The sequence below is a fragment of the uncultured Acetatifactor sp. genome (genome assembly GCF_948601915.1).
Classification (GTDB): Bacteria; Bacillota; Clostridia; order Lachnospirales; family Lachnospiraceae; genus Acetatifactor.
Map to the genome: position 1 here is coordinate 11,406 of NZ_CAPDXS010000043.1, position 22,250 is coordinate 33,655.

Sequence of the window (22,250 nt, forward strand, 5' to 3'; positions counted from 1 at the left end):
CTGGTGACTGGAGTTCAGACGTGTGCTCTTCCGATCTACCAGGTGCACCCGCTGGTCCTTCTCCCGCAGCTTCTTCACCTCCGTCACAGTCCCGTCCCTGGAGCCGTCGTCCACATAGAGCAGCTCCAGCTCAATCCCCTTTTCGTCAAAAAAAGGCTCGTTCTTCATCAGCTCCCCGTAAAAGAACGGCACGTTCTCCTCTTCATTATAACAGGGCACGACCACAGTCAACAGGCTCATGAATCCCCTCGCTCCCTTCCGTCACTTAATCCTGCTTCCAGTATACCGTCTTCCTCCGTATTCCGCAAGGGAAAATGCAGGGACATCCCGGGCCTATTTCTTAAGTTTATTTCTTTTATTTCTTAAGTTTCTTAATTTTTCAGTCAATTGGATGACTCTTGTCAGCTTTTGTGATATAATGTTAGTTCAGATACGATAGGAGAGCTATGTTATGAAGAAAATAAAGAGAAGCCTTCTTTTCCTGGCCGTGATCTTGGCGCTGGCCGCCTGTGGGCAGGAGGACGGATCCACCGCCCCTGTCCTTCCGGAATCCAGCCAGGCCGATTCCCCCGATTCCGTCCCGGCTCCGCAGCCCGACGGCAGTCTGCAGCCCGATGGCGGCCTGCAGTCCCCCTCGCCGGGGATCGTCGTCGAGGACGACTCACTTCCCCCCCGGGAGGGCATGGTGCGCAGCCGCCTCACCAACGAGTGGGTGGATCCCGGCGTGGCGGATACCCGTCCCATAGCCGTGATGATTCCCAACGAGTCCAATGCCATCCCCCACTACAATCTGTCCAAAGCCTCCGTGGTCTATGAGGCCAACGTGGAGGGCCGGATGTCCCGGATGATGGCCGTCTACGAGGGCTGGCAGGACCTGGAGAAAATCGGCAATGTCCGGAGCCTCCGCACCTATTACGCTTTCTGGGCCTTCGAGTGGGACGCCTTTATCGTGCACTTCGGCGGCCCGTACTTCATCAATGACCTGATAGCCAAGGAGGACACCCAGAACATCGACGGCAATCTGGATTCCGATGCCGGGGCATTCTTCCGCACCTCGGACCGTCCGGCCCCCCACAACGGATATGCCTCCGGCGCCGGCCTGGCCGATGTGATCCGGCAGAAGGGGTATCCGCTTGCGTACAGGAACCTGACCGATGCCGACCACTTCCGGTTCACCGCCAAGCTGAACCCCAACACCCTGGCCCAATACGATGCGGAAGCCAAGAACGCCACCTACATCGATATGTCGGGCTGCTATCCCCTGACCAGATGCTATTTTGAATTCAACGAGGAGGACGGCCTCTACTACCGCTCCCAGCATCTGTCCGGCGGCAGCGACGGCCCCCATGTGGATTCCAACGGCACCCAACTGACCTTCAAGAACATCCTGGTGCAGTACATCAAATACGAGGAGCTGGGAGAGGGCTACCTGGCGTTCCAGTGCCATGACACCACCCGGGACGGATGGTACTTCACCAACGGGAAGGGTATCCATGTCAACTGGGAGAAGACCAGCGATTACGGCGCTACCAGATACTATGACGACTACGGCAACGAAATCGTCCTGAATACCGGAAAGACCATGATTTGCATCGTGGAGGAGGACGATAACTTCACATTCCGATAAGAAAAGAGGTGCCGCCCCGCGGCACCTCCCTTTATTCCCCCAATCCGTTTTCCACAGCGCGCACCAGCGCCTTCAGCGCCTCCTGCTCGTCCTCCCCCTCACAGAAGAACTCAATCTCGTCCCCGCTCTTCACGCAGGCCCCCAGCACGCTCAGCACGCTCTTGGCATTGGCGGTGCTGTCCCGGAACTGGAACGTAATCAAAGATTTGAACTGCATCGCTTCCTTGCACAAAATCCCTGCCGGCCTCAAATGCAAGCCAGTAGGATTTTTGATCACTACTTTCTGACTTACCATTTTGTCCTTCCTCCAATCTGTTTTCCCCGACCTTTTTCTCTGGGATATCCCGCTTCCGTCCGCGGGCTAGAACATGACATCCTGTATCAGCATGGCCAGCTTCTCCGCCTCCGCGCGGATGACCTGCTTATCCTTGCCCTCTATCATCACACGCACCAGCGGCTCTGTCCCGGAGGGCCTGATCAATACCCTGCCCTCTCCGGCGAATGCCTTCTCCAGCCTCCCAATCGCCTCCGCGATCACAGGATATTCCATGTACTTCTCTTTCTTATGGTTGGCCACCTTGGCGTTGACCAAAGCCTGGGGCAGCACCTCCATGATGCCAGCCAGCTCAGACAGGCTCTTCCCGGTATCTACCATGACCTGGAGCAGATGCAAGGCGCTCAGCAGGCCGTCCCCCGTGGTGTTCTCGTCCAGGAAGATGATATGCCCCGACTGTTCGCCGCCCAGGCTGGCGCCGATCTCCTTCATGCGCTCCAGCACGTAGCGGTCGCCCACCTTGGTCTGCTCTATGGTCAGGCCGTTGCGCTCCCCCATCAGGAAGAATCCCAGGTTGCTCATGATCGTGGCCACGATGGTGTCCTTCTTCAGTTTCCCGTTGTCCCGCATATGGTTGCCTATGATGGCCATGATCTGGTCGCCGTCCACCACCTCGCCGTTTTCGTCCACCGCCAGCAGTCTGTCCGCGTCCCCGTCAAAAGCAAGGCCTATCCGTGCCTTCTCGTACACCACCCTGGCCTGCAGCTCGGCCATATGGGTGGAGCCGCAGTTGGCGTTGATGTTGGTGCCGTCGGGGTTGTTGTGGATCGCCACCACGCTGGCCCCCAGCTCCTTCAGGGCCTCCACGGAGGTATAATAAGCCGCGCCCTCCGCGCAGTCCACCACGATCTTCATCCCCTCCAGCGCCACAGGCACGGACTGAATCGCGTGGTTGATGTACTCCTCCCGGGCATCGGTGCGGTATTTCACCTTCCCCACGGCGGGGCCTGTGGGAAAATTCACGCCGGGCATTTTATCCTTCATCAGCTTTTCGATCTCATCCTCCAGCTCATCGGGCAGCTTATAGCCGTTTCCGTCGAAGAACTTGATTCCGTTGAACTCCACGGGATTGTGGGAGGCGGAGATGACGACTCCCGCGTCCACCTTGTACTTCTGGGTCAGGTACGCCACCGCCGGGGTGGGCATGATGCCCACGTACACGCAGTTGGCCCCCACGGAGCAGGCCCCCGCCATCAGGGCGTTGGCCAGCATGTCGCCGGAAATACGGGTATCGCAGCCTACCATGATGGTAGGTTTGTGCTCTTTCTCTTTGGTCAGGACATAGGCTCCCGCCTGCCCCAGCTGCATGGCCATCAGAGGGGTCAGCTCTTCGTTGGCGATTCCCCTGACGCCGTCCGTACCAAACAATCTAGCCATCCTTATTCATCCTCCAATTTCACGATGTTCAGCCTCACGGATATCTCGTTCTCTATATTCACATCATCGGTGAGCTCAAATCCCACTCTGATCTCGTACACCCCTGTATCCAGCTCCTGGATATCCCCCTCCGTCATCCATGCGCCGATGTCGATCGTGCCGTGCACCGCGCCCTGATCCACGGCGGATACCGCGTCATCCAGCCCGGATATCCTCAGTCTGTATGTCATCTGCTCCTCCGCAAAGGACCAGTCATATCCCGTGGGCAAATTGGTGACGGTGAGATTGCTCCGGGAAATCACCAGCGTCCTCTCCACCATCGGCTCGATATAGACCGTGGCCGTCACCCTTCCGTTGAAGCTGCTGTCCGCCAGGCTGGCATTATCCAGATATTTCCGGATGTCGATGACCCTCTCCAGGCTGCCCTCCTGATCCGTGATGTCCAGCTCCCTCTCGGGGATGGAAATCCTGCTTATCTCCGCCAGCGCGGATGCAGTACCGGCAATCATCACACTGGAAGGCTCGCACTGCACTACGCCGGTGACCAGATATCCCTCCGCCGGCACACCGGTAAAGGCGGCCTCCACGGGCACCTCCTTGGTGGCCAGCACCGGTACCTCCACATGCATGCTGCTGGTGTTCTTCGCGATGTCGGAGTCGTCCACCAGCTCTCCCTCCGCGTCATAGAAGTGGATGTCCGCGTTGCCCGACACATTGCTGGTAGCGCCGGTCACATCGATTTCGATGCCCGCGCTCTTGATGCTATCCACCACCGACTGGGGACCGGTAATCTCTATCCTGTTCTGCTCCAGCTTCGCATTGCCGATGATATAGCCCTCCGCCACATCTCCCCTGGTGTCGCAGACCACGCTGACCCAATTGCTGGCCTTCTGCTCTACGTTGAGCTGTACGGCATCCCGGCTGCCGGAGATGTCCAGTATCTCCACCTCGTCGTTGAGCACCCGGAAGCTGATGGGGACGGTATTCACCTCCGTCAGCCTGCTCACGTCGGCCTCCGCCACGATGTCGGAGGCGCTCAGCTCCTGTATGACATTCCTGGGCGCCTCCACGGTGACCCGGATCCTGTCCGAGCCCTCCAGCACCTCATAGAATTTATTGCCCTTTTCCAGCAGCTCCGTGTTGATCAGATTCACCTGTATATTCGAAAAAGCCACGGAGTCCTTGGGGTTGTCGGCCATGACCACCAGGAACCAGAACACGATGGCCAGCACCACAGACAGGAGCTTCAGCCCCAGGTTATTCAGTATCTTTCTTTTCACTCTTCGCCCTGTTTTTTCCTCTCCGTTTGTGTGCGCCTTTTGCATCCTCTTCTCCATTCAAATCCATAATCTGCCGCATTCTCTCACGCAGCTCCTCCGCGCTCAGGTGCCTCCTCAGCTCGCCCTCATAGGCCATGCTGATGCCTCCCGTCTCCTCCGACACAATCAGCGTCATGGAGTCCGTGGTCTCCGACACCCCCACGCCCGCCCGGTGCCTGGTGCCCAGCTCCTTGCTCAAATCCAGGTTGTCTGACAGGGGCAGATAGCAGGTGGCGAAGGTCACCCGGTTCCCCCGCACGATCACCGCTCCGTCATGGAGGGGCGTATTGTGCTCGAATATATTGATCAGAAGCTGGCTGGTCACCAGTCCGTCCACCTCTATGCCGGTGCGCTCGTAGTCCTTCAGGGACTCTTTCCTCTCCACCACAATAAGGGCACCGGTCTTCACCTTGCCCATCTCCACACAGGCCTTCACGATCTCCCCCACCGTCTTCTCGGAAAAGGTATCCTCCATCTTCCGGGAGGAACTGGAGAAGGAGGGCAGGAAGTTCTTCTCTCCCAGCTGCTCCAGGGCCTGGCGCAGCTCCGGCTGCATGGCCACGATGATCGCCGTCACCGCAAAGCCCAGGACGTTGCGTGTCATCCAGATGATGGTGGTCATCTGCATAAGGTCCACCACCAGCAGGAACAGGACGATCACTACCAGGCCCCGCAGCACCCTCCAGGATCTGGTGGTCTTCATCCATGCCAGAATGGAATACAGCAGAAACGCTATAATCAGGATTTCCGCCACATCGTACAGGTCTATGGTATTTGCGTATGTCTTGATATTTTTCAGGTATTCACTTGCTGTCTCAATCCACTGCATCTCAACCCAACCTTACTTTTCGCCTCTTACGGCCACTCTTCATAATCCTCCGGATTGCCCTCGGGAGTCTCCTGCCTTCCGGCATTCCCCACGGTCATGCCCCGCTGCCCTCTGCGCGCGCCGCCCTGGGCGGGGGAAGTCCTGGAGCCGCCCCTGTCGGGAACCGTCCGCTCTTCGCCGGCGCGGCCGCCCTGCCGCCTGGGCCCTCCGCTCCTGGCCCTGGGTTCCGCCTCCCCTGCCCTGTCCCGCTGGGGATTGATCTTCTTCACGGTCTTGGTGGGCACGGAGACTGTCATCTTGGGGATCGCCTTTACGTAATAATAGTATTCATCGTCCTCGAACTGCACCCTCTCCGTGCGGCTGTAGTCCACGCAGAAGCGGAAGAACTCTATCACCTTGGCCACCACGATCGCCAGCAGGGATCCCAGCAGCACGCTGCCCACGGAGAGATTCACATCGTACATCAAATCCCCTATCAGCAGGAGCACCACGTTCATCATGGCTCCCGCCACCATGGCGATGGTCCAGGAGTAGTCCACCGACATCCGCCGGATCAGATAGACCACCAGCACCGTAATGGCAAAGGCCGCGATCATCACCAGCATGGCCTTGTTGTCCATGATGCTCTCCACCATCATGCGCACCTTCACCAGGATCTCATCCTCGCTCTCCCCCATGGTACGGATGTTGGGGGCGCTGTCGATCACTGTCTGCATCAGATAGTACACCGCGATGCCGCAGCCCACGGACACCATGGAGGACGGCCCGCACAGCAGCCCCACCGAGATCGGCACCACATAGGGAATCTTCATGGAAAACAGAAGGGGCGTCAGTACCACCACCAGGGAATCCTTTGGACTGAACCGGAAGAACAGCAGATACATGATCAGGTACATGCATAGCCCCACCAGGGCCACTTCCATGGAGAGCGCATACATATGCATCAGGCTGAACGCCGCCGCCATCAGGACCATCAACCCCACGGGCAGAAACGAGCAGGTCAGGGCGGCGATCAGCATGATCCTTGTGTCGTCGATTCTCACCATGTAGCCCATCCTGCCATTCAGTGTGCTGAAAGTGATGAAAGCCAGCAGGAACTTGAACACGGGCACAATGAATGCCTCATATTTGCCGTAAACCAGCTTTATCCTTTCTTTCATTTCCAGTAAAACCGTCATTCTGACCTCCAGCTTCGATTCCCCTACTGACCGTCCTGGTAGAGGGAATTCAGCTTTTTTAAATTATGATAATAACATTTCAGGCTCTTTTTCGCCCTGGCGTACCGCCATGTGCAGACGATGTACGTCAGGACCGCATAGCCGCCTACCATGACGGCCAGATACGTCAGCACCTCCCTGGCAAACGCCAGCAGATCCATCTTGTACAGATCCTCCAGGAATTCCTCGATGTTACACAGCATGTAGAGCCCGAACAGAATCCCGAAGGATATGATCGCGCAGACCACGGCCTTCAGCACATGCAGCGCAATATAGTCGGCGCGGAAATAATTGCCGATCTTCACATTCTCTCTGCCCTCTCCCCGCTCGTAGGAAGCCATGCGGGTCATCAGGATAATGCGTTCCTCGCTGAGCATAATGCACCCTCCTATTTCAAGAATCTCATCCTGGCGCTGTCGCCCTGGTTCTTGTCCGGTTTTCTCTCCGCGGGCTGATTGCTCTTCAGGATGCTCTGCAGGTCCCTGGTCATGTTCCCCTTGCACTTGTCGCAGAACCTACCGCTGCGGATCGGCTGTCCGCAGGACTCGCAGTTCAGATAGAGCGCGGAGTCCGCAGCCAGCTCCAGGCGTTCCTCCCGGAGCCACTGGCGGATCTGGCCCACGTCCACCTCGCAGGCATCCGCTACCTGCTGGATGCCTACGCCTTTGTTATCCCGGATATACTCCTTCACTTCCTGGAACTTCTTCTCCACCTTGTCACGGCAGGCAGGGCAGATCACCTGACCGGCCACATAATTGAAAATACATCCACAGCTTCTGCAATTCCTTACATTCATAGTGTTCTCCCCTGTGCGTCTGCGCACCCGATTCCATGGAAAACCTTCCGTCCCGGCCTGTAGTCCCGAAGCCCTTTACACGCCTGTCCCGCTGGCCAGCGCGATGAAATAGACTTCCTCCACGCCCGCCCCTCTCAAGGTTTCCGCCGCCTCGTCCATGGTGCTGCCGGTAGTATAGATATCGTCGATGACTACCACTCTCTTTAATTTTACATCATTTCTCGCTATATTAAAAGCCTTTTTCAAATTATTTTGCCGTTCTTTGGGATTTTCGTATTTCAGGGGCAGGGTATTCTTCACCCTGACCAGGAAATCGGCGCATACGGGCACCCCCGTGCGCCGCCCCAACGCCCGGGCCAGGAGCCGGGCCTGGTTGTACCCTCTGGCCCTGAGGCGCTTCCGGTGCAGCGGTATGGGGATCAGCGCCTCCGGCCGGACGCTGCGGATGAAATCTCCCAGATATTCCGCCATCTGCTCCCCGAAGGCTTCCGCGTACTCCCGCCTGCCGCCGTATTTGAAGCGGTAGATGGACGGGGCCGCGCTCTCGTAGGAATACAGCGCCCGGCCTCTTGTGAACAGATGCTCCCTTCTCTGGCAGTCCCCGCAGAATTCCCCCTCCTGGGCCAGCTTCTTCCCGCATTTCATGCACCAGGGCGGCGTCAAAAGCTGCAGCCTGCCCAGGCATTCCAGGCAGATCCTCTCTCCCTGCGGCGTCACGATGCCGTCGCACACCGGGCACCGCAGGGGAAAGAGGAGCTGCAGCACGCCCTCACAGGCCTTCGCGGCCGCCCCGGGCCGGGGCCTCATCTTCACGCCTCTTTGCTTTTGTATCTTCCTTTGCGCTGTCTTTCGTGCCGCTCCTTCCGCGTCCCTTCTCATGGTTCCTCCACTCCTTTTCCCGGCCCCGTCTGCCCTGTGGCGGTGCCGTTCTCCGTTTTCCGGAACCTTCTCCGACTTCATTTATAGAAAGGCGCTGTCGGCCTGCGGGCAGTCCTTCCCGTACTGCTCGCATATCCTGGCCGCCAGAGCCGTGAATCTGCGGTTCTCGCTGACATTGTCTATCATGCCCCGGACGGTGGCGCTGCTGCCCAGGATCGTGACGCAGCTTTTGGCCCTTGTGATGGCAGTGTACAGGAGATTGCGGTTGAAGAGCATCCGGGGCCCGCCCAGCAGCGGCATGAGCACCGCCGGATACTCGCTTCCCTGGGATTTGTGTATGGTGACGGCATAGGACAGCTCCAGCTCCTCCAGCAGGGAGAAGGGATAGGTGACCCGCTTCTGCTCGTCATACTCCACCACCAGGCAGGAGGCCGCCTCCTGGATCTCCAGGATCTGGCCCATGTCGCCGTTGAAGACGCCCGCCCCCCGCTCCACCGGGATGCCGTACCTGCTGACGATCTCCCACTCCAGCTGATAATTGTTCTTGATCTGCATCACCTTGTCGCCCTCGCGGTAGATGCGGTCGCCGCTCATATGCTCCCTCTTGCGCCCGTCGGCGGGATTCAGGTATCTCTGCAGGATGCCGTTCAGGGTCTCGCAGCCCAGCGGGCCCTTTCGCATGGGGGTGAGCACCTGGATGTCGAAGGCCGTGGCCTTCACATACCGGGGCAGCTTCTCCTGTATCAATTGTATCATATGCTTATATATGACATTTATGTCATTTCTCTCCAGGAGGAAGAAGTCCCTGGACTTGTTGTCCAGAGCGATCTGCTCCCCGTTGTTGATCCGGTGGGCGTTCACGATGATGTCGCTCTCCTCCGCCTGCCGGAAAATCCTCTTCAGCTCCACCATGGGAAAGCACCTGCTGCGGATGAGGTCCCGCAGCACCTGTCCCGGCCCCACGCTGGGCAGCTGGTCCACGTCCCCCACCAGCACCAGCCTGGTCCCCGGGGCCACGGCCTTCAGCAGCGCCTGGAACAGCTGGATGTCCACCATGGACATTTCGTCTATGATGACCACATCCGCCTCCAGGGGGTTCTCCTCGTTGCGCTCGAACCTTACCTTCTTCGTGTCCTCGTCCGACAGCGCGCTGTTCAGCTCCAGCATCCGATGGATGGTCCTGGCCTCAAAGCCTGTGGCCTCGGTCATGCGCTTGGCCGCACGGCCTGTGGGCGCGGCCAGGAGGATGTCCAGCCCCTCCGCCTCGAAATAGCGTATCACCATGTTGATCGTGGTGGTCTTGCCCGTTCCGGGGCCGCCGGACAGCAGGAACAGGCCGTTGCGGATGGATTCCGCCACCGCCCGGAACTGAAGCCGGTCCAGCTCCATATGCAGGCTCTCCGCCAGCGCCCCCAGCTTTCCCATGGCCTCCGCACCCAGGCCGAAGTCCCCGCCGCTCCCGAAGTCGGCATTGTCGGCAAACCTCCCGCCCTCCTCCCGGGAATCCCCGCTGCTCTCCTCCTGCCCGGGCATCATGGAAATATTCAGCTCCTGCAGCATCCGGGCGCAGTTCAGCTCCGCATAGTAATAGGAGGTGGCGAAGACCTGATCCCCCTTTATCACCAGCTTTTTGTCCATCATCAGATTGTCCATCTGGGGGCGGATGTATTCCCTTGCCACGCCCAGCAGACGCTCCGCCCGCTCCAGCAGGGCCTCCATGGGAAAATAGCAGTGCCCCTCCCCCACGGTCTGCATCAGGGTGTAGAAGATGCCGCTCCTAATCCGGTAGTCGGAGTCGGTGTGGATGCCGATTTTGGCGGCCAGCTCGTCCGCCAGCTTGAAGCCGATCCCGTGGATGTCCTCCGCCAGGCGATAGGGGTTCTCCTTCATGACGCCGTAGAGGCCGCCACCGTAGGTCTCGTATATCTTCACGGCCAGCGTGTTGGAGATGCCGTACTGCTGGAGGAACACCAGCGCGTCGCGCAGATCCCTCTTCTCCTCCATCTGCACGGCGATGTCCCTGGCCTTGCGCTGGCTCACGCCCTTCACCTCCGCCAGCCGCTCCGGCTCCTCCTCGATAATCCGGAAGGTATCGTCCCCGAACTGCCGCACGATCCTGGCGGCCAGGGAGGGCCCTACGCCCTTTATGGCCCCGGAGCCCAGATACCGCTCCATGCCCAGGCTGTCCTTCGGCACCACCACCTGGAAGCTGGCCATCTTGAGCTGGGTCCCATAGACAGGGTGCTCCACATACTCCCCCTGCACCTGGATGTTCTCCCCCTGGGTCAGGCCTTTGCCCATCCCCACGCAGACCACCTCGCTGCCCTCTGTCATCAGATTCATGACAGTATAGCCGTTCTCATTATTCTGAAAGATGATATGCTCTACATATCCGCTGACCGTCTCCATCCGGATTCCCCGCAATCTCATATATCAGAACAAGGCTGCCTCTCCACGCAAGCAGCCTTGTCCTGAATGTATGTTCTGTCTCATTTATCCTGATTAGTGATTCTCTCCCACAGCAGCCACGCCTTCCGCGGTCCCGGCGTCCTCCGCGGCCGAGGGAATCTCTGTGGTGCTGAAGTTGCGCTTCATCTGATCGTACAGCATCTGCGCCAGGCCGAAGCCGCCGTTCTGGTCCGTGGTCTCCTCCGCCACGGCCTGCACCATCTGATCCTTGTAGTAGTCCATCATGGTAGCCGTGTAGTTGGAGTTATTCTCATTGGTGGGGATGGTCTTCATCATGCCCTTGTACATCTGCTCGATGAAGTAGGCCTCGAACTGCTTGCAGGCATCCATCAGCTCCGCGTCCGTCGCCTTCGCGTAGTCCGCGTCCTTGAGCTTATCCTGCAGCCCCGCCGCCCGCTGGTTGGCAGCGTTGGCGTAGGTGTCGGCGTACATGCCGGTTATATTGCTGAAATCCATTATTCAGTTACCTCCTACCTGCGTAAGTTGTTGGCCTGCTGCAGCATCTCGTCGGAAGTGGTGATGGCCTTGGAGTTCAGCTCATAGGCCCGCTGCGCCACAATCATGCTCACCATCTCGTCCACTACCTGCACGTTGGAGCCCTCCAGATAATTCTGGATGACCTTGCTCTTCTCCACCGCCGTGCTGGTGGCCTCATTGATCGGCTGGCCGCTGGCCGCGGACTGCTCATACAGGGTGTTGGCCAGCTTGTTCAGGCCGTTGGGATTGTTGAACTGGAACAGCCCGATGCGAATCCCCATGGGCTGGGGATTGTTCTTTGCGTCCGGATAGCACAGCTCCCCGTCGGAGTTCACCGTAATGTTGGTGACTATGTAGCTCTGGTTCAGGATGATGGGCCGTCCGTTGGTATCCATCACCGGAAGCCCGTCCTCATTGGCCAGCATGTTGCCGTTGGTGGCCAAGGTGAACTGGAAATTGCCGTTGCGGGTGTAGTAGGTATTGCCGTCCGCCCCCCGCACCGCGAAGAAGCCCTTGCCGTCTATCATGAATGCGGTATCGCTGTCCGAAGCCATTGCGTTTCCCTGCCTGAATATGGTCGTGATGGCGGAATTGCGCACGCCCAGTCCCACCTGCGCGCTGGTGGGCTTCTGCTCCCCGTTGGCCGTGGTGGTCCTGGTCTGCAGGTTCTGATACAACAATGTCTTGAACTCGTTCACATGGGTCTTATAGCCCTGTGTGTTCACGTTGGCCAGGTTGTTGGCGATGGTGTCGAGATTCGTCTGCTGGGCAATCATGCCGGTTGCCGCTGTCCATAAGCTACGTACCATAGTGCTGTTTCCTTCCTTTCAAATCCCCGGCCGATGCAATCGGCCTTATCCTTCCCGTTCTCTCCCACCGGCTTCCATCCGGTGGAATGCTCGCGGATTTCCCTGTTCATTTCCCTGACCTCTTCCAGTGTCTGACATTTGTCTGTCGCGGTGGTTATAAGCCAGGCAATAAACTGCATCTGTCACAGCTTTCCTCCCTATCCCTCTCCGTGTATGCAGACAGCAGTCCTTCCCAATATTAGACCCTTCCCAACTGGGTGGCTGCGATTTCCAGGGAACCGTCATAGGTCTGGATGATCTTCTGGCTGCTCTCATAGTTCCGGGTGATGGCGATCAGGTTCACCATCTCGGACACCACCTGCACATTGGACATCTCCAGGTAGCCTGAGTTGATCACCGCGTTGGCCTGGGTGGTCCTGGCCCCCTCTATGGGCCTGTAATAGGTCTCGCCGTATTTCTCCAGATAATCGTAATCCTCGAAATCGGTAATGCCGATCCTGGCCACCGCCGTATCGTTCTGGTATATGGTCCCGTCCTCGTCTATTTTAGAATCCAGCAGGGTGTTCAACCGTATCCGGCGGCTCTGATTGTCCAGCACATAATCGCCGTCCTCGTTCACCAGATACCCTTCCTTGTTCAGGGTGAACTGGCCGGCCCGGGTGTACATGGTGGATGTCTCTCCCGCCTTGTTGGTGAACTCGATGGCGAAGAAGCCGTCCCCGTCTATGGCCAGGTCATAGGTATTGCCCGTGACGCGGTAGGAACCCTGGGTGTAGTCCGTATAGTTCTCCCCGATCTTCACGCCGGGATTGTTCCTGCCGATGTGCTCGGCGTAGGCGTGGTGGCCGTCCGAACGGTCTTTGATCTTCACCGTGAGCACATCCGAAAAGCACTGGCTGGTGGCGCCCTCCTTCTTGAATCCCACCGTGGACGCGTTGGCCAGGTTGTTGGTCATGGTGTCCATCCTGTGCTGTTCGTTGACCATGGCGGTATAAGCCGTGTATAAACCTTTTAGCATATGATTTGCTGCCTCCTGATGCCTTTTATCCTGAATCTGTTCCTATCTGTCATTGTGGCCTGAGAGGAATTCCACATATTTCCCGGTTCCCACTGCCACCGCCGTCATGGGATCCTCTGCGGTGATGGTGTTGATGCCCGTCTTGGAGGAAATCAGCTCCTCCAGTCCCCGCAGGAGGCTTCCGCCGCCTGTGAGCACGATGCCCCTGTCCGCGATGTCCGCCGCCAGCTCGGGCGGCGTCTTCTCCAGCACGCTGTGGATGGTCTCCACAACCTGGGAAGTGGTCTCCCGGAGGGCTTCCTCAGTCTCCTCGGAGGATACCTTCACCGTCTTGGGCAGGCCTGTGACCAGGTTCCGGCCCCTGACGTCCATGTAGTCCACCTCCGGCCGCTTGTAGGCGGAGCCGATCTTAATCTTCAGATCCTCCGCTGTCCGCTCGCCAATCAGCAGATTATGTTTCTTGCGCATATAGCGGACGATTGCTTCGTCGAAATCATCCCCGGCCACCTTGATGGAGGCGCTGACCACCGTGCCGCCCAGAGAAATGACAGCAATGTCGGAAGTGCCGCCGCCGATGTCCACGATCATGTTCCCGCAGGGCTTGGCGATGTCTATCCCAGCGCCGATGGCGGCAGCGATAGGCTCCTCAATGATGTCCACGTCCCGGGCCCCTGCCTGGTAAGTGGCGTCTTCCACAGCCTTCTTCTCCACCTCCGTGACGCCGCTGGGGACGCACACGGCGATGCGGGGCTTCCGGAAGGATCTCCTGCCCAGCGCTTTCTGGATGAAATACTTCATCATCTTCTCGGTGACGGTATAGTCCGAGATGACCCCCTGGCGCAGGGGCCTGACGGCCACGATGTTCCCAGGCGTCCTGCCCAGCATGAGCCTGGCGTCCTCTCCGATGGCCTTGATCTTCTGGGTGTCCCTGTCAAAGGCCACCACCGAGGGCTCCTTCAATACGACGCCCTTTCCTCTGATGTATACTAAAATGCTGGCTGTACCCAAATCGATTCCAATATCCGTACACTGCATACTGCTGCCCCTTTCTATCTCCCAACGGATTCCCGGCTCCAAATAAATAACATATTTCCAATCGTTTTATATTATAACCGAAAAAATTCCATTTTCATAGGGGTTTATGAAAATTTTAAAAAATGTGTACAGACATAAACCGCCGCCCCCGGGGGCAGTCAGAGGAACTGTCAGGTTATATAACAATTTCGGCAGAATCCTTTCTCTTCTTTAGCCTTTTTTCCTTTTTTCTTTTTCCAATGCTTTCCTGGCCTTACTTTTATCCAGCATCTTCTTAATATAGATGCCCGTGTAGGACCGCTTCTCCTCCGCCACCTGCTCCGGCGTGCCCGTGGCGATCACGGTGCCGCCCCGGTCGCCGCCCTCGGGTCCCATGTCGATGATATAGTCCGCGGTCTTGATCACGTCCAGGTTGTGTTCGATGACTACAACCGTGTTGCCGCCCTCCGTGAGCCTGTGGAGGATGTCCACCAGCTTGTGCACGTCCGCGAAGTGCAGGCCCGTGGTGGGCTCGTCCAGGATGTAGATGGTCTTGCCCGTGCTGCGCCTGGAGAGCTCTGTGGCCAGCTTGATGCGCTGGGCCTCCCCGCCGGAGAGGGTGGTGGATGGCTGCCCCAGCTTCACATAGGAAAGCCCCACATCGTAGAGGGTCTCGATCTTGCGCCTGATGGAGGGCACGTTCTCGAAGAAGCCGCAGGCCTCGTCCACGGTCATGTCCAGCACGTCGAAGATGCTCTTGCCCTTGTACTTCACGTCCAGGGTCTCCCGGTTGTAGCGCTTGCCGCCGCAGACCTCGCAGGGCACGTACACATCCGGCAGGAAGTGCATCTCTATCTTGATGATGCCGTCCCCGCCGCAGGCCTCGCAGCGCCCGCCCTTGACGTTGAAGCTGAAGCGCCCCTTGGTGTAGCCCTTGGCCTTGGCGTCCGCCGTGGAGGCGAAGAGGTCCCTGATCTGGTCGAAGACTCCTGTGTAGGTGGCCGGGTTGGAGCGGGGCGTGCGGCCGATGGGGGACTGGTCGATGGCGATGACCTTGTCCAGCAGCTCCAGGCCCTGGATGTCCCTGTGCTTTCCGGGGATGCATCTGGCCCGGTTCAGGTCCCTGGCCAGGCGTTTGTACAGGATCTCGTTCACAAGAGAACTCTTCCCCGACCCGGACACGCCGGTGACGCAGGTCATGATTCCCAGGGGAATCTCTACGTTCACGCCTTTCAGGTTGTTCTCTTTGGCCCCCAGCACCTTCAGGAAACCGGTGGGAGCACGGCGCTCCCCGGGGATGGGGATTGCAAGCTCGCCGCTGAGGTACTTTCCCGTGACGGATTCCGGTATCTGCATGATCTCCTCGGCGGTGCCGCAGGCCACCACCTCCCCTCCGTGGGAACCGGCCCCGGGGCCGATGTCCACTACGTAGTCCGCCTCCAGCATGGTGTCCTCGTCATGCTCCACCACGATCATGGTATTGCCCAGATCCCGCAGGTTCTTCAAGGTGCGCAGCAGCTTGTCGTTGTCCCGCTGGTGCAGGCCGATGCTGGGCTCGTCCAGGATATAGCAGACCCCCACCAGGCCGGAGCCGATCTGGGTGGCCAGGCGGATGCGCTGGGCCTCCCCGCCGGACAGGGTGGCGGTGGCCCTGGACAGGGAGAGGTACTCCAGCCCTACGTCCACCAGGAATCCCACCCTGGCCCGAATCTCCTTCAGCAGCTGTTTCCCAATCAGGAGCTGCTGGCTGGTGAGCTGCATGTCCTTCAGGAAAGCGTTGAGCTCCAGGATAGATTCGGACGTTATCTCATATATATTTTTATCACATACCGTTACTGCCAGTGATTCCTTCTTCAGACGCATGCCCTTGCATTCCCGGCAGGGGGTGATGCGCATGAAGGTCTCATACTCCTGCTTCATGGTCTCGGAGAAGGTTTCCCGGTAGCGCCGTTCCACGCTCCGCACCAGCCCCTCGAAGGCAACCGGGTAGACGCCGCTGCCCCGCTGGCCCTGGTAGTGGACCTGCACCTCTTTTCCATCGGTGCCCCGGATCAGGATGTCCTTGATATGCTCCGGGTAGTCCTGGAAGGGCGTGTCCAGGTCGAAATGGTACTCCTTGCACAGAGCCAGCAGCAGGGCGTTGGTGAAGCTGGTCTTGTCCATGCAGCTCTGCCAGCCCGTGACGGCTATGGCCCCTTCGTTGATGCTCATCCGGGGATCCGGAATCATCAGCTCTATGTCGAATTCCATCTTGTAGCCCAGTCCGGAGCATTCCGGGCAGGCCCCGAAGGGATTGTTGAAGGAGAAGCTCCTGGGCTCGATCTCACTGATGCCGATGCCGCAGTCCGGGCAGGAGAAGCTCTGGCTGAAGGTCATGGGCTCCCCGCCGATGACGTCCACCACCAGGAGATTTTCCGCCAGGTTCAGCACGTTCTCGATGGAGTCCGCCAGGCGGCGCTCTATGCCGGGCTTCACGGCCAGGCGGTCCACCACGATCTCGATGCTGTGCTTGATGTTCTTCTCCAGGGAGATTTCCTCCGTGAGCTCATAGAGACTGCCGTCTATGCGCACCCGCACATAACCGCTCTTCCTGGCCCTGTCCAGCACCTTCTCATGCCGCCCCTTGCGGCCTCTGACCACCGGTGCCAGCAGCTGCAGCTTCGTGCCCTCAGGCAGCGCCATAATCTGGTCCACCATCTGATCCACGGTCTGCTTGGAAATCTCCCTGCCGCAGTTGGGGCAATGGGGGATGCCGATCCGGGCGTAGAGGAGACGGAAGTAGTCGTAAATCTCCGTCACGGTGCCCACGGTGGAGCGGGGGTTGCGGTTGGTGGATTTCTGGTCGATGGAGATGGCCGGGGAGAGCCCTTCTATCTTCTCCACATTGGGCTTCTCCATCTGGCCCAGGAACTGCCGGGCGTAGGAGGACAGGGACTCCATGTAGCGGCGCTGGCCCTCGGCGTAGATGGTGTCGAAGGCCAGGGAGGACTTGCCCGAACCTGACATGCCTGTCAGAACCACCAGCTCGTTCCGGGGGATGTCCACATCGATGTTCTTCAGATTGTGCTCGTTGGCGCCCCGAATTTTAATATATTCCCGAGGCCGCATCTTCTTTATCTCTTCCATTTTCCTTTGTCGATTTCCTTCCTATAGATATATGATATATGGCAAGCACCTACCGCTCGCTCTCTTTTATTCCAGATACGCCTTGAACGATGTGGCACGCTCTTCTTCCTTATAACAATATAGGAAAATAGTATTCGGCATATCCCCTCGCATACCAATAAGGATTATGGCTCCACACTTTTTTCTTGATTTCCAATATCTCCTCCGCATTCCTATCCAGCAGCCTTTCCAGCAACGCAATATCCGAATAGTCTTTCTCCCGCGTCTTCCATTCCGGATTCATGAGCCGGGCTGATGCCTTCAGCACATAAGCCATCTTCTCTCCAATCGTATACACAGGTGTCCCATAAAACAACCGCGGCTTTTGGTCTAACCAGCCATAAGGAAAAAATACTGTGCCGTGAGGACCTATATGGTACCAATGGCCAATTCCGTCCATGTTCCTGACACTATTAAACGAAGCGTGCATACCGTCTTTTTCAATTCGCAGCAGCCAGAATTCTTCCATATAGCTGACCGAATAGCCCAGCCCTTCGTACTGCCGCTGCAGCCTCTCCCTATTCTCTGGCAGATTTTCCGTGAAACAGTCCAAGTCACCATGTTCCCGCGTAAATTCTCCCTGCAGGATATCAGCCACAAACCCGCCCCATATAAAGGACTTCAGCCCCGCCGTCTCTGAGACATGGTAGATATCCTCCATCATCTTCAGGTACTCCCGATTCATGCCTCCTGAAATTTCCACCTCAGGAACCCTCCTTTTCCTCTGTAAAGTCCCGCAGCTTTTCCTTCAGCTCTATCATTTTGTCCCGAAGCTCCGCTGCGGCCTCAAAGTTCAAATCGGCGGCAGCCTTCTGCATCTTCTTCTGCACATCCGCAATCAGCTTCTCCAGCTCCTTGCGGCTCATGGACTCCGGATCCTTCTCAAAGCGCATCTCCTCCTTGGCGATGACCTTGGAGATGGCAATCAGGTCGCGGACGGATTTCTTTATCGTTGTGGGCGTGATGCCGTTTTCTTCATTATATTTCATCTGGATTTCCCGGCGGCGGCTGGTCTCGTCCAATGCCACCCGCATGGAATCCGTGATGGTATCCGCGTACATGACCACATGGCCCTCAGCGTTCCTGGCCGCCCGGCCGATGGTCTGGATCAGGGAGGTGGCGCTGCGCAGGAAGCCCTCCTTGTCCGCGTCCAGGATGGCCACCAGAGATATCTCCGGGATGTCCAGGCCCTCCCGCAGCAGGTTGATGCCCACCAGCACGTCGAACACGTCCAGGCGCATGTCCCGGATGATCTCCGCCCGCTCCAGGGTGTCGATGTCCGAGTGGAGGTACTTCACCCGGATGCCCACATCCTTCATATAATCCGTCAGGTCCTCCGCCATGCGCTTGGTCAGGGTGGTCACCAGCACCTTGTTGTGCTTTTTCGTCTCCTTGTTGATCTCGCCGATCAGATCGTCTATCTGGCCTTCCACAGGGCGCACGTCCACCTCCGGATCCAGCAGCCCCGTGGGCCGGATGATCTGCTCCGTGCGCAGCAGCTCATGGGCCTCCTCATAGTCCGAGGGGGTGGCGGAGACGAACATCATCTGGTCGATATGTGTCTCGAACTCCTCGAAGTTCAGGGGCCTGTTGTCCAGGGCTGAGGGCAGGCGGAAGCCGTAGTCCACCAGGGTCTGCTTCCTGGAGCGGTCTCCCGCGTACATCCCCCGGACCTGGGGGATGGTCATATGGGACTCATCGATGATGATCAGGAAGTCATCGGGGAAGAAGTCCATCAGGGTCAGGGGCGGCGCTCCCTCGGGCATGGCGTTCAAGTGCCTGGAGTAGTTCTCGATGCCGGAGCAGAAGCCTGTCTCCCGCAGCATCTCGATGTCGAAGTTGGTCCGCTCCGCGATGCGCTGGGCCTCGATGAGCTTGTCCTCCCCCTTGAAGAAGCGCACTCGCTCTTCCAGCTCTTTCTCGATATTGTCACAGGCGGCCTTTATCTTGTCCATGGACACCACGTAGTGGGAGGCAGGGAAGATGGCGATGTGACTCAGCACCGCGTGCACCCTGCCGGAGAGGGGCTCCACCTCGGCGATGCGGTCGATTTCGTCCCCGAAGAACTCAATCCGGATGAAGTAGTCCCCGCCCTGGGCCGGGTATACCTCTATGACGTCCCCGTGCACCCTAAAGCACCCTCTGTGCATGTCCATCTCGTTGCGGGTGTACTGGATGTCCACCAGCTCCCGCAGCACCTGGTCGCGGTCCTTCACCATCCCGGGGCGCAGGGAGACCACCATGCCCTGGTATTCTTCCGGGCTGCCCAGGCCGTAGATGCAGGACACGCTGGCCACCACCACCACGTCCCTGCGCTCTGTCAGGGAGACCGTGGCGGAAAGACGGAGCTTCTCTATCTCGTCGTTGATGGAGGAGTCCTTGGCGATGTAGGTGTCGGAGGAGGGCACGTAGGCTTCGGGCTGGTAGTAGTCGTAATAGGACACAAAGTATTCTACCGCGTTTTCCGGGAAAAATTCCTTGAACTCGCCGTAGAGCTGTCCGGCCAGGGTCTTATTGTGCGCTATGACCAAAGTGGGCTTGTTCAGGGCGGCGATGACGTTGGCCATGGTGAAGGTCTTGCCGGAGCCGGTCACACCTAGTAAAGTCTGGAACTGGTTACCTTCCTTGAAGCCTTTGACCAACTCGGCTATGGCTGCGGGCTGGTCGCCTGTGGGCTTATATTCAGAATGAAGTTTGAATGGTTTTTGTTCCATGAACGTCTTTTGTTCATTTTGCACAAATATCACCTCCGTATAGCAATCGAAAACCTCTTCTTCCCAATGGGAATAAGGGAATTCCCATAGTAGAAAAGTTCGCCTATAAATCGAGTGTTCCATTCGATTTGCAGAATATTCGTCGAGCCACATCTTCCGTTTTCAACGATATGCCCTTTCGACGAATTTTGTTCACTGATTTCATTTTTCCAAACCCGATAATAGTAGTAAAACTAAAATGGATTGGATGACACAAAAGCAACTCTGATTATAGCATACCGCATTTTATTTGTATAGATGAAATCTTCAATTTTCAGAACATTTGTTCAGAAAGTTTGTTCCCCTGTGATGGAACCTCATTTCTCCTCATTGGTAAATATTCCTCCATTGCAATGTCGGCATCTAAAATCTTATCCTGCTGATTGGGCGTGTCATTTTTCTTTGGCATGACATCCTCCATGTAGGACAGCAGTTCAGGTATTTCCTCCGGGATAATATTTTGATTATCACCATAAACATCCACTGTAATCAATTCTTTTGCATGTCCCATCAATTTGGATACAGCTTTCGGATTAAAGCCACTCTTCAACAACAAGGTACAATAGGTACTTCTCAAATCATGCCACCTGATATCAGGCAGACCCGCATTTTTCAAAAGTTTCTTATAATGCTGCCAATGAAAATCTTTGCTACGGGGCTTTCCGTAGTTGGAACAGCATATGTAGTCTGCATCCAGAAACTGTGACCTTCTGCGTGTTCTGTTTCTCTCATATTTTTTTCGCTCTTCCAGAATCGCCTCGAATACATAGTCCGGAATCGGAAGCACCCTCTTGCTGGAGGACGATTTCAGGGGCAGTTCCCTCTTTGTCATGGGCTTATCATCATTCTCATTTGGACTTCTATTCAACTCCCTTCCCAACTGACGTTCCACGGATAATGTGCGGTTTATATAGTCAACATCCGAATACTTTAAGCCATTTATCTCCTGCCTCCGTAGTCCCATAAGGACATTGAGCAGCACCTGCATATGAATCGGTGTCCCCTTACTGGCTTCCAGCAGTGTATGTATCTGCTCCATGGTCAACGTTTTTTGAATGTCAATATTCCTTGTGTGATATGGCTTAGTCTCTACATTTTTGGGCAAATTGACACCCTCTGCGGGATTCAATGAAATCAGCTTATTCTCCACCGCATAACGAAAAGAGACATTCAGCACAGTTTTTAACTGCCTTACGATAGAAACAGAATATCCGGCGCGATCCTTATACAATCTTTGAATATCACCCCTGCTTAATTCTGTCAGCTTTTTTCCTCCGATATACGGAATAATATGGCTTCTGACTATTTGGGAATAAGAAGAGTAGGTGTTGGCGCTCCCTACTCTCTTCCTGATATCATATTCGAGCCAATATTCAAGAAATTCTTTTACCCTCACATTGTTGTTCACTACATAAATTCCGTTGCTCAGTTCCCCCATAGTACGTTTTCTGGCATCTTCTGCTTCTTTCTTAGTATGGAACCCTGACTTCTGCTGCACTTTCTGAGTGCCGTCCTGAAACGTCAGGACGACACGATAAGCATAATTATCCCTGTCAGGCAGCTTAAAAGCAGCTTTCACATCCCAGTCCACATAATTTTGCTGCTTTAACTCTAACAAGCACTCAATCCTCCTCTGGCACAAAATTATTGTTTAAAAACCCTCTTATCTTCTCTGGCTCATCCATCACCTCACAGTAATACTCAAAGGTGGTATTCACACTTGAATGCCCCAATAGTGCAGATACTTTGATTAACGGTACTCCCTGTTCGGTCAGAATACTGGCATACATATGTCTCAAACTATGAACAGTCAAATGCTGCAACCCCGATCTTCTACACAACTTAGTCAATGCTGTATTAAAGGAAGCAGCAGCATGTGGCAACCCATTTTCACAGCAGGAAATGTAATCCCGATCTATGTAGGCCTCTCCCAATTGCCCTTTTTTGAAATCAATCAGTGCTTTTCTTGCAATTACTTCCTCCATGATTGCATCGGGAACCCGAAGCGTCCGATAACTGTTCGATGTCTTGGGCGGTTTCTCCACAATCTGATATTCTGCTATCTTTCCCTGCCCTTTCGGAACAATAGGGTTGGAAGTAATCTGTCTGGATATTGTGACTGTCTTCTGGGATAAATTATACTGCATAACGCTGAATGCTGCCTAAT

General features: G+C 56.6%; 19 protein-coding genes. 1 reads left to right on the top strand and 18 read right to left on the bottom strand.

Annotated elements, in window-relative coordinates:
* The first annotated feature begins 451 nt into the window (after positions 1-451).
* Positions 452-1,627 carry a DUF3048 domain-containing protein gene (locus tag Q2B33_RS09370; RefSeq protein WP_300569262.1) on the top strand — a complete coding sequence of 392 codons (1,176 nt, stop codon included), beginning with the start codon at positions 452-454 and terminating at the stop codon, positions 1,625-1,627.
* A 31-nt stretch (positions 1,628-1,658) separates the two neighbouring features.
* Here the strand turns inward: Q2B33_RS09370 and Q2B33_RS09375 are convergent, their stop codons facing one another.
* The 18 genes from Q2B33_RS09375 to Q2B33_RS09460 all read right to left on the bottom strand — a co-directional run bounded on the left by Q2B33_RS09375 (position 1,659) and on the right by Q2B33_RS09460 (position 22,230).
* The gene (locus Q2B33_RS09375) at positions 1,659-1,922 is read right to left on the bottom strand and encodes an HPr family phosphocarrier protein (protein ID WP_300569259.1); all 264 of its coding nucleotides are present in this window, start codon (positions 1,920-1,922) and stop codon (positions 1,659-1,661) included.
* Positions 1,923-1,988: 66 nt separating this feature from the next.
* A complete protein-coding gene (gene glmM / locus Q2B33_RS09380; protein ID WP_300569256.1) occupies positions 1,989-3,338 on the bottom strand; it encodes a phosphoglucosamine mutase in 1,350 nt (449 codons plus the stop codon).
* 2 nt (positions 3,339-3,340) lie between these two features.
* On the bottom strand, positions 3,341-4,618 hold the full coding sequence (locus Q2B33_RS09385) for a YbbR-like domain-containing protein (protein ID WP_300569253.1): 1,278 nt from the start codon (positions 4,616-4,618) through the stop codon (positions 3,341-3,343).
* Positions 4,596-5,486: a diadenylate cyclase CdaA gene (gene cdaA / locus Q2B33_RS09390; RefSeq protein WP_300569250.1), complete on the bottom strand. Its 891-nt coding sequence runs from the start codon at positions 5,484-5,486 to the stop codon at positions 4,596-4,598. The genes Q2B33_RS09385 and cdaA overlap by 23 nt, the downstream gene beginning before the upstream one ends.
* Positions 5,487-5,512: 26 nt before the next feature.
* Positions 5,513-6,646 (bottom strand): hypothetical protein, encoded by a 1,134-nt coding sequence (locus Q2B33_RS09395; protein WP_300815089.1) that lies wholly within the window; start codon positions 6,644-6,646, stop codon positions 5,513-5,515.
* A 41-nt stretch (positions 6,647-6,687) separates the two neighbouring features.
* Entirely contained in the window at positions 6,688-7,080 is a 393-nt protein-coding gene (locus Q2B33_RS09400) for a hypothetical protein (RefSeq protein WP_300569244.1), read from the bottom strand.
* Positions 7,081-7,091: 11 nt separating this feature from the next.
* On the bottom strand, positions 7,092-7,499 hold the full coding sequence (locus tag Q2B33_RS09405) for a flagellar protein (protein WP_300569241.1): 408 nt from the start codon (positions 7,497-7,499) through the stop codon (positions 7,092-7,094).
* 75 nt (positions 7,500-7,574) lie between these two features.
* On the bottom strand, positions 7,575-8,459 hold the full coding sequence (locus Q2B33_RS09410) for a ComF family protein (RefSeq protein ID WP_300815088.1): 885 nt from the start codon (positions 8,457-8,459) through the stop codon (positions 7,575-7,577).
* On the bottom strand, positions 8,460-10,787 hold the full coding sequence (locus tag Q2B33_RS09415) for an ATP-dependent RecD-like DNA helicase (protein ID WP_300569235.1): 2,328 nt from the start codon (positions 10,785-10,787) through the stop codon (positions 8,460-8,462). It abuts the gene before it with no gap.
* Positions 10,788-10,880: 93 nt separating this feature from the next.
* Complete coding sequence (locus Q2B33_RS09420; protein ID WP_300569232.1) at positions 10,881-11,303, bottom strand: rod-binding protein; 423 nt, start codon at positions 11,301-11,303, stop codon at positions 10,881-10,883.
* A 14-nt stretch (positions 11,304-11,317) separates the two neighbouring features.
* Positions 11,318-12,133 (bottom strand): flagellar hook-basal body protein, encoded by an 816-nt coding sequence (locus Q2B33_RS09425; RefSeq protein ID WP_300569228.1) that lies wholly within the window; start codon positions 12,131-12,133, stop codon positions 11,318-11,320.
* 238 nt (positions 12,134-12,371) lie between these two features.
* Complete coding sequence (locus tag Q2B33_RS09430; protein ID WP_300569225.1) at positions 12,372-13,151, bottom strand: flagellar hook-basal body protein; 780 nt, start codon at positions 13,149-13,151, stop codon at positions 12,372-12,374.
* Between the two features lie 42 nt (positions 13,152-13,193).
* Positions 13,194-14,186: a rod shape-determining protein gene (locus tag Q2B33_RS09435; protein WP_300569222.1), complete on the bottom strand. Its 993-nt coding sequence runs from the start codon at positions 14,184-14,186 to the stop codon at positions 13,194-13,196.
* A 210-nt stretch (positions 14,187-14,396) separates the two neighbouring features.
* Positions 14,397-17,291, bottom strand: a complete 2,895-nt coding sequence (gene uvrA / locus Q2B33_RS09440; protein WP_300569219.1) for an excinuclease ABC subunit UvrA — start codon at positions 17,289-17,291, stop codon at positions 14,397-14,399.
* A gap of 109 nt (positions 17,292-17,400) precedes the next feature.
* Positions 17,401-18,033, bottom strand: coding sequence for a hypothetical protein (locus Q2B33_RS09445; RefSeq protein ID WP_300866029.1), 633 nt, complete (start codon positions 18,031-18,033; stop codon positions 17,401-17,403).
* A gap of 1 nt (position 18,034) precedes the next feature.
* Complete coding sequence (gene uvrB, locus Q2B33_RS09450) at positions 18,035-20,044, bottom strand: excinuclease ABC subunit UvrB (RefSeq protein WP_300569326.1); 2,010 nt, start codon at positions 20,042-20,044, stop codon at positions 18,035-18,037.
* Positions 20,045-20,357: 313 nt separating this feature from the next.
* On the bottom strand, positions 20,358-21,701 hold the full coding sequence (locus Q2B33_RS09455) for a tyrosine-type recombinase/integrase (RefSeq protein ID WP_300569214.1): 1,344 nt from the start codon (positions 21,699-21,701) through the stop codon (positions 20,358-20,360).
* A gap of 4 nt (positions 21,702-21,705) precedes the next feature.
* On the bottom strand, positions 21,706-22,230 hold the full coding sequence (locus Q2B33_RS09460; RefSeq protein ID WP_300569211.1) for a site-specific integrase: 525 nt from the start codon (positions 22,228-22,230) through the stop codon (positions 21,706-21,708).
* Positions 22,231-22,250: the final 20 nt, after the last annotated feature.